The following is a 12516-nucleotide window of genomic DNA, read 5'->3' as shown; positions in this document are numbered from 1 at the left end:
TGCCGAAGCCTGAGCCCGCCCTCCACCCTTCAGATCGGACCCCGATGACCGCCCCCACGCCCCTCACCCGCGCGACCGCCGCGGATGAGGGGCGTGTGCCGGCGAACGGGCTCGGCCCGAGCTTCGATCTGACCGCGCCGGCGCTTCCGGCGCCCGCACCCGCGCCGCCCGCCGTGCGCGTCGACCACGTGAGCCAGCGCTACGGCAACGGCCCGCTCGTGCTCGACGACATCAGCCTCGACATCGCTCCCGGCGAGTTCGTGTGCGTGCTCGGCGCGTCGGGGTGCGGCAAGTCGACGCTGCTGAACCTCATCGCGGGCCTCGACCGCCCCATCGCGGGGTCGATCACGACGCCGCGCCAGGGGGCGGCCGTCATGTTCCAGGAGTCCGCACTGCTGCCCTGGCTCACCGCGCGCCGCAACGTCGAACTCGCGCTGCGGCTGCGCGGGGTGCCGCGCCGCGAGCGCGAGGCGCGCGCGCGTGAGCTGCTCGACCTCGTCGGGCTGGCGGATGCCGCGGACAAGCGCCCGCACGAACTGTCGGGCGGCATGCGCCAGCGCGTCGCACTCGCACGCGCCCTCGCGCAGGAGCGACCCGTGCTGCTGATGGACGAGCCGTTCGCCGCACTCGACGCGATCACCCGCGATCTGCTGCACGAAGAGCTCGAGCGCGTCTGGCGGGCGACGGGGTGCACCGTCGTGTTCGTCACGCACAACGTGCGCGAAGCGGCGCGACTGGGCCAGCGCGTCGTCATGCTGTCGAGCCGCCCCGGGCGCGTGGCGCGCGAGTGGCGCATCACGCGCACCGAGGGTCGCCGCATCGAGTCGCCCGAGGTCGTCGCACTCGCGCGCGAGATCACCCGGCACCTGCGAGAGGAGATCCGCCGCAATGCCTGAGCTCACCGCAACCCGTCGCACCGACGACCTGCGCAGCCTCGAGGCGGGCCTCGACCGGTTGCAGACCGACGTCGCCCCCGCGCCCGTGGGGCGGGGCCGACGCTTCGTCGAGACCGTCATGCCGCCGACGCTGTTCGTCGGGGCGCTGCTGGTCGTCTGGATCGTCGCCGTGCAGGTGTTCGGCCTGGGGCCCGAGACCCTTCCGCCGCCGTCCGAGGTGTTCGGATCCCTCGGCGCGGCGTGGGCATCGGGCATCCTGCCGCTGGCCGTCGCGACGAGCCTCGGTCGCGCGTTCGTCGGCTTCTCGATCGCCGTCGTCGTCGGAACGGCGCTCGGTCTGCTGCTGGCCGAGATTCATCCGCTGCGGCGCGCGATCGGTCCGGTCGTGTCGGGGCTGATGGTGCTGCCGTCGGTCGCGTGGGTGCCCGCGGCGACGCTGTGGTTCGGGCTCACCGACACGCTGGTCTTCTTCGTCGTGCTCATGGGTGGCGTGCCGTCGATCGTCAACGGACTCATCGCCGGCGTCGACCAGGTGCCGCCGCAGCTGCGGCGAGTGGGCAAGGTGCTGGGCGCGTCGCGGTGGCAGCTCGCGACCGCCGTGATCCTGCCGGCCGCACTGCCGGGGTACCTCGCCGGGCTCAAGCAGGGGTGGGCGTTCTCGTGGCGCGGCGTGCTGGCCGCCGAGATCATCGCGGTCGGCGGATCCCTCGGCACCGGCATCGGCGCGCTGCTGCAGGACAGTCGCGCCGCCGAGAACCTCGCGGGCGTGCTCGCCGCGATCCTCGTGATCCTTGTGATCGGCATCGCTGTCGAGCTGGCGCTGCTGGCCCCCATCGAACGCGCCGTGCTGCGCCGCCGCGGCCTCCAGCCCGGGGGCACCCGATGACCCCCCGCGACGTTTCGTCGCGCTCCGCTCGCGGGGCGACCGGAGAGTCCCCCCGGTCGTTGAGCGAGGAGCGCAGCGACGAGACGAAACGTCGCACGCCGTCAGGTCGGGACGTTTCGTCTCGCTCCGCTCGCTCAACGACCGAGGCGGCGACGGCCACCGGCAAGGTGTGGCTCGTCGGGGCCGGGCCGGGCGATGCGGGGCTGATCACCCTCAAGGGGCTGCGCGCCCTCGAGGCGGCCGACGTCATCGTCGCCGACCGACTCGGCGCGCGCGGAGTGCTCGATGGGCTTGCCGCCGAAGGCATCCATCTCACAGCCGACATCGTCGACGTCGGCAAGCTGCCCGGGCACCACGCCGTGCCGCAAGACGCGATCAACGCCCTGCTCGTCCAGCTCGCGCAGGACGGCAAGACCGTCGTGCGGCTCAAGGGCGGCGACCCGTACGTGTTCGGCCGCGGCGGCGAAGAGCTGCACGCGTGTCAGGCGGCGGGCATCGCGGTCGAGGTCGTGCCCGGCATCACGAGCGCCATCTCGGTGCCGGCGATCGCGGGCATCCCGCTCACGCATCGCGGTGTCGCGACGGCGTTCACGATCGCTACGGCACACGACCAGATCGCCGCGCTCGGCGGCGCGCGCGACCACACCGTGGTGCTGTTGATGGGCATCGGCACCCTCGCGCACTCCGCGATCACGCTCGCGCGCGGCGCGCGCGGCGAAGACTGCCCCGTCGCCGTCATCGAAGACGGCTACGGTCCGCGCCAGCGCGTCACGGTCGGCACGCTCGCGACGATCGCGCACCAGGCGGCCGAGCGCGGCATCCGTTCGCCCGCCGTCGTCGTCATCGGCGATGTCGTGCGTCTCAGTCCCTACGCCCCGGCATCCTTCGCCATCCTCGACCTCGAGAACTTCGACCCGCTCGCCGCCCCCGGCGGCACCACCCGGAAGGCCCCCGCCCTGTGACCTCCTCCACCTCTGCGACCTCGACCCTGCAGAACCTCCGCGTCGCGATCGTCGGCGCCGGCCCTGCCGGAATCTACGCGGGCAACATCCTCACGAATGCCGTGGTCGAGGCCGGCGGCGCGGTCGCGATCGACCTGTTCGAGTCTCTGCCCGCGCCGTATGGCCTGATCCGCTACGGCGTCGCGCCCGACCACCCGCGCATCAAGGGCATCGTGAACTCGCTGCACGAGATGCTGGATGCCGGCACCACGCGCTTCATCGGCAACGTCGAGGTCGGCCGCGACATCTCGATCGACGACCTGCGCGAGCGCTACGACGCCGTGATCCTGGCGACCGGCGCGATCCGCGACGCCGACCTCGCGATCGGCGGCATCGACCTGCCGCGCTCGTTCGGCGCAGCCGACTTCGTCGCCTGGTACGACGGGCACCCCGACGTGCCGACCGATTGGCCGCTCGATCAGCGCGAGGTCGCCGTGATCGGCAACGGCAACGTCGCGCTCGACGTCGCGCGCGTGCTCGCCAAGCACGCCGTCGACCTGCGCCCCACCGAGATCGCCGACAACGTGCTGGCCGGGCTCGAGGCATCCGCCGTCACCGACGTGCACGTGTTCGGACGCCGCGGCCCCGCCGACATCAAGTTCACGCCGATCGAGCTGCGCGAACTGGGCGAGGTGCCGAACGTCGACATCGTCGTGCACGACGAGGATTTCGCCGACGCCGATCCCGCGAACGCCGCCAACAACCAGCTGAAGGTGATGCTGCGCGTGCTGAACAGCTGGCGCACGCGCGAGTCGACGGGAGCGTCGCGGCGCCTGCATCTGCACTTCTACCACTCCCCCGTCGAGGTGCTCGGCTCGCCTGAGACCGGCGTCGAGGGCATCCGCTTCGAGCGCACCGAGCCGATCGGTGACGGTCGCGTGCAGGGCACCGGACAGTTCCGCGAGATCGCGGTGCAGCAGGTGTACCGCGCCGTCGGCTACTTCGGCTCGCCGATCATCGACGTGCCGTTCGACGCCGCCGCCGGCGTGATCTCGAACGTCGAGGGGCGGGTGCGGGATGCCGCGGTGTCGGGCGACCCGTCGACTCCCGTCGTGGCGGGCCTCTACGCGACCGGCTGGATCAAGCGCGGCCCCGTCGGCCTCATCGGACACACCAAGTCGGATGCCATGGAGACGATCGCGCACCTGGTCGCCGACGTCACGTCGGGCGCGCTCATCGCGCCGACCGTCGATGGCGACGTGCTCGCGCTTCTCGACGAGCGCGAGGTCGAGTACACGACGTGGGACGGGTGGCTCGCCCTCGACGCGCACGAGCGCGAGCTCGGCGCGACGCACGAGCACACGCGTGAGCGCGTCAAGGTCGTGCCGCGCGACGAGCAGGTCGCGATCTCGCGTGGAGCGCTCGTCTCGTGACGTACGTGATCGCGCTTCCGTGCGTCGATGTGAAGGACCGTGCCTGCATCGACGAGTGCCCCGTCGACTGCATCTACGAGGGTGAGCGCTCGCTGTACATCCACCCCGACGAGTGCGTCGACTGCGGTGCGTGCGAACCGGTGTGCCCCGTCGAGGCGATCTACTACGAAGACGACCTGCCCGACGAATGGCAGGACTACTACACCGCCAACGTCGAGTTCTTCGACGACATCGGCTCACCCGGCGGTGCCGCCAAGACCGGCGTGATCCCGAAGGACCACCCGCTGATCGCCGCGCTGCCGCCGCAGGCCCAACATGGCTGAGTCGGCATATACCGACGCGGCAGGTTCGACCGGGGCTGGGTCAGCACCGTTTGCGCCCTCCGCGGTCGATGTCGTCGTGATCGGCGGCGGGCCGGCCGGACTGTCGGCTGCGCTGAATCTGGGCCGGGCGCGGGCATCGGTCGTGCTCGTGGATGCCGGTCGCCCGCGCAACGCGGCGACGCTGCGCTCACACGGATACCTGACGCGCGACGGCATCCCGCCCATCGAGCTGCGCAAGCTCGCACACGCCGAGCTCGCCCCCTACACCAACGTGCGGGTGCTCGACCGTACGGTCGCGACGCGTGTGTCACAGGTGGATGCCGCAGACGGCATGCGCTTCACGGTGGCACTCTCCGGGCGCGGCGCGGCGACGCTCTCCGGCGGCGGCGCGGGGGCACCGGTCGTCGCCGCCCGTGCGGTAGTCATCGCGACGGGGCTGCGCGAGACGCTGCCCGACATCACGGGCATCCGCTCGTTCTACGGCATGTCGCTGTTCAGCTGCGCCGCGTGCGATGCGTGGGAGCTGCAGGGGCGACGCCTCGCGCTCATCGGCGAGACGCCCGATCTCGCGTCGCGGGCGCGGCTGATCGCGCGATGGACCGATCACCTCACGGTGTTCACGAACGCTGCGCCTGTCATCGACGCGGCCGACGAGGCTGAACTGGTCGCGTCGGGGGTCACCGTCGAACGCCGAGCCGTCGCCGAGCTTGTCGGCGAGCGCGGCGACCTGAGCGCGGTCGTGCTCACCGACGGGGGTCGCGTCGCGATCGAGGGCGGGTTCGTACGGCCGCACTGGGAGCCGGCGCTGGACTTCCTCGACACCATCGACGTCGACCGCGACGAGGCTGGCCACCTGCGAACCGACCGGTCGGGTCGCACGTCGGTGCCGGGACTCTACTCGGCAGGCGATGCGTCGTCGGGGCCGCAGCAGCTCATCGTCGCCGCAGGCCAGGGCGCGCGCGTCGCGGCCGTCCTCGTGCACGACCAGGTCGGCGTGACGACCTCCCACTGAGCCGGCCCGGGCCGCTCTCTCGACGGCTTCTCTCCGCTCGGGCCCCGGCGGCTGCAGCACGCCGCCGCAATAACTCAGGAGTCGCGCGCCTCGCGGCGCGCGACCGCGCCGTGTTTCCGCGGCGCGCCAGCCCGCCGGGCGTCAGGACTCCTGAGTTATTGCGGCGCGAGCGCCGGGAGCCCCCTCGAGTCGCGCCCGCCGGTCGCCGGCGCGACCGTCGCGAGACGACACGCCGGATCCACCCGTCAGGCCCGGAGGGCCGCGGCGACTTCGTCCACGCGCGGAAGGTCTGCGCCGACGCGCTGCACGGTGAGGGCGGCGGCAGCGGCCGCGTACGCACCGATCGTCGCCAGCCGCTCCGCGGTCGGCGCCCCGAGCACGTCGGTGGTTGCCAGTACCTCACGGATCAGCGCGGCCATGAACGTGTCGCCCGCCCCAACCGTGTCCTGCACGCGCACGACCGGTGCAGCAACGTCGACGGTGACCCCCGCCGCATGCAACAGCGCACCTGCTCCGCCGCGCGTGACCGCCACCAGCCGAGGCCCGCGCTGCGCGACCTCCGCGATCACCTCAGCGAGCGATGCGCCCGGGTAAAGCCAGGAGGCGTCCTCATCGCTCAGCTTGACGACGTCGGCCACCGCGGCCAGTCGTTCGAAGCGGGCGACGGCCTCGCGGCGATCGGGCAGCAACGCGCCGCGGATGTTCGGATCGAACGAGACCAAGGTGTCCGTCCCACCGAGGACGTGCTCGACGACCGACGCTCCGGGCTCGAGGAAGGCGGCGATCGAGCCGACATGCACGAGCGTGGCGTCGCCCACCCGCGGAGTGACCGGCAGCGCCCACTCGAGATCGAACGTGTACCGCGCCGCACCATCCGCGGCGATCTCGGCGAGGGCGGTCGATGTCGCCGCAAGTGACCAGGATGCCTCGACAAGCTCGACGCCCTCGCCCCTGAGCTGAGCCGCGATGCGAGCGCCGCGCTCGTCACGGGCCAGCGCCGTGTGGAATCGCACTGCGACACTCTGGCGCGCGAGGCCGAAGGCGACGTTCGCGGGCGATCCTCCGACGACTTCGGTGACCGTCCCATCTGCGCGCTGCACGATGTCGATGAGGCTCTCGCCGATCACGAGCACGTCCGCCGTCATCGCGAGGCTCCCATCGGTGTCGACAGCTCGCGGACCGTCACGTCACGGAATCGCGCTGCCGTGCCGCGCGCAGTGAGGCGGATGCCCTGGTCGCCGGCGATCGGGAACACCCGATGCGATTGCACGTCGTCACCGACGAACAACTCCACGCTCGTCCGGTCGACCAGCACCCGGATCGCAACGTGACCTGCCGATGGATCGAACGGCAGCTGCGTGACGCCGCCCGTGGGACTCACGGTCGCCGTCCGATCAAGACGTACGAGCTGTCCAGGCAGGTCCAGTGTCGCCGTCACTCTTCGGGTGCCGCCGCGCGCACGGCACACCTCGACGCCGATCTCACCGATCGTGGCATCCCACTCGATCTCACACGTCAGGTCGTACGCTTCGGCCCGCACGTCGAGATCGACCTCACCGTCGACCGCAATGTCTCCCAGCCGGTGCGTCTGTGTGACGTAGTCGGCGAGCGCAGCCGTCGGTGCGGATGCCAGGCGGTATCCGTCGACGCCCCGCACCAGACGTAGATCGCGAACGATCATGTCGTCGCCGTTGTAGCCGTCAGTGACGATGGTCGGGGTGTTGTGCGGGTAGTCCCAGAAGTTCGCCCAGCCGATCGTGTGCCGCAGCGTCGGATCTTCCGCTCCGGAGTCGTCGTGGTGCGGGTAGGTGACCGCGCCGTAGAAGTCGAGGCCCCCGTCGAGCCATCGGGGCTCGTGCTCGTCGGGTACGAACCCGCTGCCGTCGAACGCGCCCGTCCAGTACGCGTACGTCGCCGGCAGTCCGCGCGCCTTCGCGTTCGCGCTCACGCCGAGCACCCAGTGCCGTGTTCCGTCGTCGGCCGTCATCTCGAAGATGTCGGGGCATTCCAACAGACCGAGATCGTCGCGGGCGTACTCTCCGACCTTCGTCCACGTGCGCAGCTCGGGCGACACATAGAAGCCGAGCCGGTCGCCCTCCGCGAGGGCCATGAACCAACGCGCGCGACCGGCGTCCCAGATCACCTTCGGGTCGCGGAAGTCGGGCCGATCCGGATCGGCCAGCACCGGCTCATCGCCGCCCGATCGGAACGATCGCCCGCCATCCGTGGAGTACCAGAGGAACTGCGCTTGGCCGCCCTCGGGCACCCTGTCGACGGTCACCTGGGTGACCAGCGCGATGACCGCCCCGCGGCCATAACCGGCCGTGTCCTCGGTGTCGACCACGAGCGAGCCCGACCAGCAGTCGCCGTTGCCGTTCGTGAACTTGCCGATCGCCTCGCCCTGGTCGTGGAACACGACGTGATCCCGGGTCGTTGCCCGGCGCCACGATGTCCCGAGGCCGCCATCGAGGTAGTCGGCGTTGTAGAGGTAGTAGTAGTGGTACTCACCGTCGACGAAGATCGGCCGCTGCGGGTCGTTCTTCCAGTTGTCGGGAACGCTGAAGTGGAATTTCGGACGCATGCTCGGCACGGTGTGCACGCTCATGCTCCCGGGGCCCCGTGCCGACCGGCCCCCGCCATCGCCCACGCGCGAACATCGGCGCGCGCCGCATCGCCCGACAGCCATACGCCCAGCGCGTCGCGGCGCGTCGGGTACACGCGTGCGGTAAGCGGGATGCCTCCGGCGAAGACCTCGAGTGCGGAGTGATCGATCAGGATCCGGACGTCGATCGCGCCGTCGCCCCCGACCGGCACGGAACCCGCGCGCGGGTCCGCGTCAACGGCGGCATCGAGGCTCGCCCGGCTGCGGTCGAGGCTGAGTTCGGCCGTCCGCCCCGTGCGGCGCAGGCGCAGCAGGGTCTGCTCGGCGCCGTCATCGGTCGCGCGTACGGCAATCGTCGCCGCCGCGCCGTCGGCAAGCACCAGCCGCAGCTCGATGTCGAGTTGGTCGCCCGCGGTGATGTGCTCAGGCTCCTCGTCCAGCACCACCGCCTTGTCGAGGAGCAACTCGGCACGAAGAGCGTCGACCTCGGGGGCCGGTGACTGCCCGATCGATCCGTCCGGCGCGGCGGTGACCACACGCGGCAGCGACATGACACCCGACCACCCTGCCTCGACGGCGGCGCTGTCCGGCCGCCCCTCCTGCAGCCATCCGAACAGCAGACGCCTGCCCGACTCGTCGCGCATCGACTGCGGCGCGTAGAAGTACCGGCCACCCAGATCCAACCGGTGCAGCGCGGACGGGGCGAACCGGTCGCCTTCATAGCGTCCCGACCAGTACAGCGGGTGATGCGTGACGCCGTCGTCCCAGGCGGAGAAGATGAGGATGTCGCGGCCCGCGGCGTCGTCATCGCCGATGCGGAACATGTCGACGCACTCCCACATCGTGCCGGTCCAGTCCGGGGCGCCGGGCTCGCCGTCGCTGCTGTCACCGACCAGCAGCGGGCCGACGTAGGTCCAGGCGCGCAGGTCCGGCGACTCGTACAGGAACGCTGTTCCACCCTGACCGCGGATGCCTGAGCCGATGAGCTGGCGCCAGACGTCGCCTTCGCGCCACACGCAGTGGTCGCGGAACGCCGTGACGTCGACCCCCGCCGGGGGCGCGGCGATCACAGGGTTCGCGGGTTCCTTCGTCCATTCGACGAGGTCGGCGCTACCGGTCGCGACGCACGGCAGTTCCCGGTCGCCGTGGCGACCGGAGTACACGATGGTCGGCACCGCGCCGTCGTAGACGAGCACGCCCGACCAGCAGCCGTCCTCGTCGGGACCGGCGCTCGGCGTCAGCGCGATCGGCAGATCGCGCCAGTTCACGAGGTCGGTGCTCACCGCGTGACCCCAATGGATGCGGTGGTGCACCGGGGCATCCGGATTGAACTGGTAGAAGAGGTGGTACTCGCCATCACGCTGCGTGAGCCCGTTGGGGTCATTGAGCCATCCGGCGGGAGCGGTGAAATGGAAGGCGGGTCGGTGCGGGTCGCGCGCCGCGCGAGCGGCGAGCTCGGCGGAGACGAGTTCGAGTGCGGGGAGCGCGGTCATGCTGCGGGACTTTCCTGGGCTGCGTGCGGAACATCGGGGACTTCGAGTGCGGTGCCGGGAGCGTCGGACGGCGGGGCATACCGGCCGCATCGCACCCAGTGCTCCGGGCTCTCGCCGATCGCGTGGAAGACCGCGTGGTCTGTCGCGCACGGGGTGTCGGTCTGACCCTCGAAGGCGCACGACGTCGGGTGCATGACCTCTCGACGCAACTCCGCACGCTCGACGGGGTCGAACGTTCCTCGCCGCGTCGGGTCGGGCACGGCCGAGATGAGCAGACGGGTGTAGGGATGCCTCGGCTCTGCGAGCAGCGTCAGGGCCTCACCGCCTTCGACGAACTCACCCGCGAACATGACGACGATCCGGTCGGCGAGGTAGCGCGCCGACGCGAGATCGTGCGTGATGTAGAGCATCGAGATGCCCTGCTCTTCGCAGAGGCTGCGCATGAGGTTGAGCACGCCGATGCGCACCGAGACATCGAGCATCGACGTCGGCTCATCGGCGAGGATCAGACGCGGATCGACGGCGAGCGCACGAGCGATGGCGATGCGCTGGCGCTGCCCGCCGGACAGCTCGTGGGGGTAGCGATCGAGAAGTTCGGCCGGCAGGTCGACCTTCTGCATCAGGCGACGCTTGGCACGCTCGATGTCGGCGCGACCACTGGCCGCGTCATGCAGACGCAACGGGCGCTCGAGGAAATGGCCGACACGGTGGACGGGGTTCAGCGACCCGAACGGGTCCTGGAAGATCATCTGCACAGCCGAGCGGTACGCCTTGCTGGCACGCCGCGGCTCTTTCTTGAGGATGTCCTGCCCCTCGAACAGGACGGTACCCGCCGATGGCTGCTCGAGCCGGGCGAGGCAGCGCGCCAGGGTGGACTTGCCGCTGCCGGACTCGCCGACGAGCGCCACGATCTCGCCGGGCGCAATGTCGAGGTCCACGCCACCGAGGGCACGGACGTGATCGCGCGAGAACATGCCGCCGATCGGGAAGGTCTTCGCCAATCCGCGGATCGACATCACGGGAGTCTGTGTGCTCATCGGGTCACCTCGGCAGAGAGAGCGTCTTCGCCAGCTGGCGCGACCCAATGGTCGGGGCCCACGGAGACGAGGTCGGGGATGTGGTGGAAGCGCACGCCTTCGCCCAGGCCGCGCAGAATGGTGCGCGGCCCATTCATCGGCGGGAAGGCGTTCATGAGCGCGCTCGTGTAGGGGTGTTGCGGCTGCTCGAAGATCGTCAGGGCGGGGGCGGTCTCGACGAACCGGCCGGCGTACATGACGGCCATCCGGTCGCTGAGTTCGACCATGAGCGACATGTCGTGCGTGATGAACAGGATCGCGAACCCGAGCTCGCGCTGCAGATCCTTGATCTGGGCCATGATCTCCTGCTGCACGACGACGTCGAGCGCCGTGGTGGGCTCGTCCATGATCAGCAGCGGGGGACGCAGCGCCGTCGCCATCGCGATGACGACGCGTTGCCGCATGCCCCCGGAGAGCTGGTGCGGATATGCGCGCAGGCGATCGTGCGGGATGCCGACGAGGTCAAGCAGCTCGTCGCCGCGGCGCAGGGCCTGCTTCTTGGTGAGCCCCTCGTGGGTCGTATAGATGTCGGCGATCTGGTCGCCGATCGTCATGACGGGGTTGAGCGAGTTCATCGCGCTCTGGAACACCATCGCCACCTGCCGCCAGCGGAACGCACGCAGTTCGTCCGGGCTCAGCGCGAGCACGTCTGTGCCGCGGAACCGGATCGATCCACCCGCGATGACCGCCGGGTCGCGCAGCAGCCGCAGGACGGCGTTCGCGATCGTCGACTTGCCGCAGCCGGACTCTCCGGCCAGGCCGAACACCTCGCCCTCACCGACGGTGAAGCTCACGCGGTCGACGGCGCGCACCGTACGGGCATCCGTCACGTATTCCACCGAGAGGTCGGCGACTTCGAGCAGGGGAGCACTCATCGGGCATCCTCCTTCGTCGTGCCGGTCGCGGTGACCGGGCGGCGCCGTGGGCGGCGCAGGCGGGGGTTGGTGGTCTCGTCGACGCCGTAGTTGACCAGGGCGAGCGCGAAGGCGACGAGGGCGATGCACAGGCCGGGCGGGACGAAAACCCACCACGAGCCGGTCAGCAGCGCGCCGTCGTTGCTGGCCCAGTACAGGTTCGTGCCCCAGCTGACCGTCGAGATGTCACCGAGGCCGAGGAACTCCAGGCCGGCCTGGGCGCCGATGCCGAAGATGACGCACGCGAGGAGCGTGCTCATCACGATGGATGCCATGTTGGGCAGCATCTCGCGGAACATGATCCGCAGCGGCGACTCTCCGGTGACCTGCGCGGCCGCGACGAAGTCTTTGCCGCGGATCGACAGCGCCTGCGAGCGCAGCACGCGCGCCGACCCCGCCCACCCGGTGATGACCAGAACGATGATGACGGTGCCGATGCCCTGCGGCAGGAATGCCGCGAGGATCACGAGCAGCGGCAGTCCCGGCAGCAGCAGGAACACGTTCGTGACGAGCGACAGCAGGTTGTCGACGAACTTGCCCAGGTAGGCCGAGGCGAGGCCGACGAGAAGTCCGACGAGCGTCGCGAGGATGCCGACGGTGAAGCCGACGAACAGCGACGAGCGCGCACCCCAGATGTTGAGGGCGAGGACGTCCTGCCCCTTCGCCGTCGTGCCGAGCAGGTGCTCAGCCGACGGGGGCTGCGCGCCGAGGCCCTGGATGAGCGTCGGGTCACCGGGCGCGAGCATGGGGGCCAGCAGCGCGACCGCCGCGAAGACGACGAGGATGATGAGGCCCGCGACGGCCTTGCCGTTGCTGAGCAGGCCGCGCAGCAGCCCGTCGCGCCCGGCGCGTCGGCGCGGAGCCGGGTCACCGGGCTCTTCAGCCAACTCGAGTTCGGCGAGAGCCGTGGGGTCTTGAGCGAGAGACATGACGGCTCCCT

Annotated in this window: 12 protein-coding genes; 6 read left to right on the top strand and 6 right to left on the bottom strand. The window is 70.7% G+C overall.

Annotated features, from left to right (window positions below; genetic code table 11):
- The first annotated feature begins 44 nt into the window (after positions 1-44).
- From BGO46_RS03155 to BGO46_RS03130, 6 genes are read left to right on the top strand one after another with little or no spacing between them, the layout of a single operon-like run.
- Positions 45-896: an ABC transporter ATP-binding protein gene (locus BGO46_RS03155; protein WP_292673454.1), complete on the top strand. Its 852-nt coding sequence runs from the start codon at positions 45-47 to the stop codon at positions 894-896.
- The gene (locus BGO46_RS03150; RefSeq protein WP_292673457.1) at positions 889-1782 is read left to right on the top strand and encodes an ABC transporter permease; all 894 of its coding nucleotides are present in this window, start codon (positions 889-891) and stop codon (positions 1780-1782) included. The genes BGO46_RS03155 and BGO46_RS03150 overlap by 8 nt, the downstream gene beginning before the upstream one ends.
- A gap of 59 nt (positions 1783-1841) precedes the next feature.
- Positions 1842-2744: a uroporphyrinogen-III C-methyltransferase gene (cobA, locus tag BGO46_RS03145; RefSeq protein WP_292673459.1), complete on the top strand. Its 903-nt coding sequence runs from the start codon at positions 1842-1844 to the stop codon at positions 2742-2744.
- 26 nt (positions 2745-2770) lie between these two features.
- On the top strand, positions 2771-4156 hold the full coding sequence (locus BGO46_RS03140) for an FAD-dependent oxidoreductase (protein ID WP_292673561.1): 1386 nt from the start codon (positions 2771-2773) through the stop codon (positions 4154-4156).
- On the top strand, positions 4153-4479 hold the full coding sequence (fdxA, locus tag BGO46_RS03135) for a ferredoxin (protein ID WP_292673461.1): 327 nt from the start codon (positions 4153-4155) through the stop codon (positions 4477-4479). Before BGO46_RS03140 ends, fdxA begins: the two co-directional genes overlap by 4 nt.
- Entirely contained in the window at positions 4472-5491 is a 1020-nt protein-coding gene (locus BGO46_RS03130) for an NAD(P)/FAD-dependent oxidoreductase (protein ID WP_292673464.1), read from the top strand. The genes fdxA and BGO46_RS03130 overlap by 8 nt, the downstream gene beginning before the upstream one ends.
- A 245-nt stretch (positions 5492-5736) precedes the next feature.
- Here BGO46_RS03130 and BGO46_RS03125 read toward each other — a convergent pair whose 3' ends face one another.
- From BGO46_RS03125 to BGO46_RS03100, 6 genes are read right to left on the bottom strand one after another with little or no spacing between them, the layout of a single operon-like run.
- Positions 5737-6636 (bottom strand): PfkB family carbohydrate kinase, encoded by a 900-nt coding sequence (locus BGO46_RS03125; RefSeq protein ID WP_292673466.1) that lies wholly within the window; start codon positions 6634-6636, stop codon positions 5737-5739.
- Positions 6633-8096, bottom strand: coding sequence for a glycoside hydrolase family 32 protein (locus BGO46_RS03120; protein WP_292673468.1), 1464 nt, complete (start codon positions 8094-8096; stop codon positions 6633-6635). The genes BGO46_RS03125 and BGO46_RS03120 overlap by 4 nt, the downstream gene beginning before the upstream one ends.
- Positions 8093-9586 carry a glycoside hydrolase family 32 protein gene (locus tag BGO46_RS03115; protein WP_292673470.1) on the bottom strand — a complete coding sequence of 498 codons (1494 nt, stop codon included), beginning with the start codon at positions 9584-9586 and terminating at the stop codon, positions 8093-8095. Before BGO46_RS03115 ends, BGO46_RS03120 begins: the two co-directional genes overlap by 4 nt.
- A complete protein-coding gene (locus BGO46_RS03110) occupies positions 9583-10623 on the bottom strand; it encodes an ABC transporter ATP-binding protein (RefSeq protein WP_292673472.1) in 1041 nt (346 codons plus the stop codon). The genes BGO46_RS03115 and BGO46_RS03110 overlap by 4 nt, the downstream gene beginning before the upstream one ends.
- Positions 10620-11537 (bottom strand): ABC transporter ATP-binding protein, encoded by a 918-nt coding sequence (locus BGO46_RS03105; protein ID WP_292673474.1) that lies wholly within the window; start codon positions 11535-11537, stop codon positions 10620-10622. Before BGO46_RS03105 ends, BGO46_RS03110 begins: the two co-directional genes overlap by 4 nt.
- Positions 11534-12505 carry an ABC transporter permease gene (locus BGO46_RS03100; protein ID WP_292673476.1) on the bottom strand — a complete coding sequence of 324 codons (972 nt, stop codon included), beginning with the start codon at positions 12503-12505 and terminating at the stop codon, positions 11534-11536. The genes BGO46_RS03105 and BGO46_RS03100 overlap by 4 nt, the downstream gene beginning before the upstream one ends.
- Between the last annotated feature and the right edge of the window lie 11 nt (positions 12506-12516).

This window comes from Microbacterium sp. 70-16 (assembly GCF_001898315.1).
Classification (GTDB): domain Bacteria; phylum Actinomycetota; class Actinomycetes; order Actinomycetales; family Microbacteriaceae; genus Microbacterium.
This window is presented reverse-complemented; position numbering and strand designations above follow the sequence as displayed.

Bases quoted from the DNA above. Each gene is read 5' to 3' on its own strand.
- BGO46_RS03155 (WP_292673454.1), top strand. From the start codon at position 45: ATGACCGCCCCCACGCCCCTCACCCGCGCGACCGCCGCGGATGAGGGG.
- BGO46_RS03150 (WP_292673457.1), top strand. From the start codon at position 889: ATGCCTGAGCTCACCGCAACCCGTCGCACCGACGACCTGCGCAGCCTC.
- BGO46_RS03130 (WP_292673464.1), top strand. From the start codon at position 4,472: ATGGCTGAGTCGGCATATACCGACGCGGCAGGTTCGACCGGGGCTGGG.
- BGO46_RS03125 (WP_292673466.1), bottom strand. From the start codon at position 6,636: ATGACGGCGGACGTGCTCGTGATCGGCGAGAGCCTCATCGACATCGTG.
- BGO46_RS03120 (WP_292673468.1), bottom strand. From the start codon at position 8,096: ATGAGCGTGCACACCGTGCCGAGCATGCGTCCGAAATTCCACTTCAGC.
- BGO46_RS03115 (WP_292673470.1), bottom strand. From the start codon at position 9,586: ATGACCGCGCTCCCCGCACTCGAACTCGTCTCCGCCGAGCTCGCCGCT.
- BGO46_RS03110 (WP_292673472.1), bottom strand. From the start codon at position 10,623: ATGAGCACACAGACTCCCGTGATGTCGATCCGCGGATTGGCGAAGACC.
- BGO46_RS03105 (WP_292673474.1), bottom strand. From the start codon at position 11,537: ATGAGTGCTCCCCTGCTCGAAGTCGCCGACCTCTCGGTGGAATACGTG.
- BGO46_RS03100 (WP_292673476.1), bottom strand. From the start codon at position 12,505: ATGTCTCTCGCTCAAGACCCCACGGCTCTCGCCGAACTCGAGTTGGCT.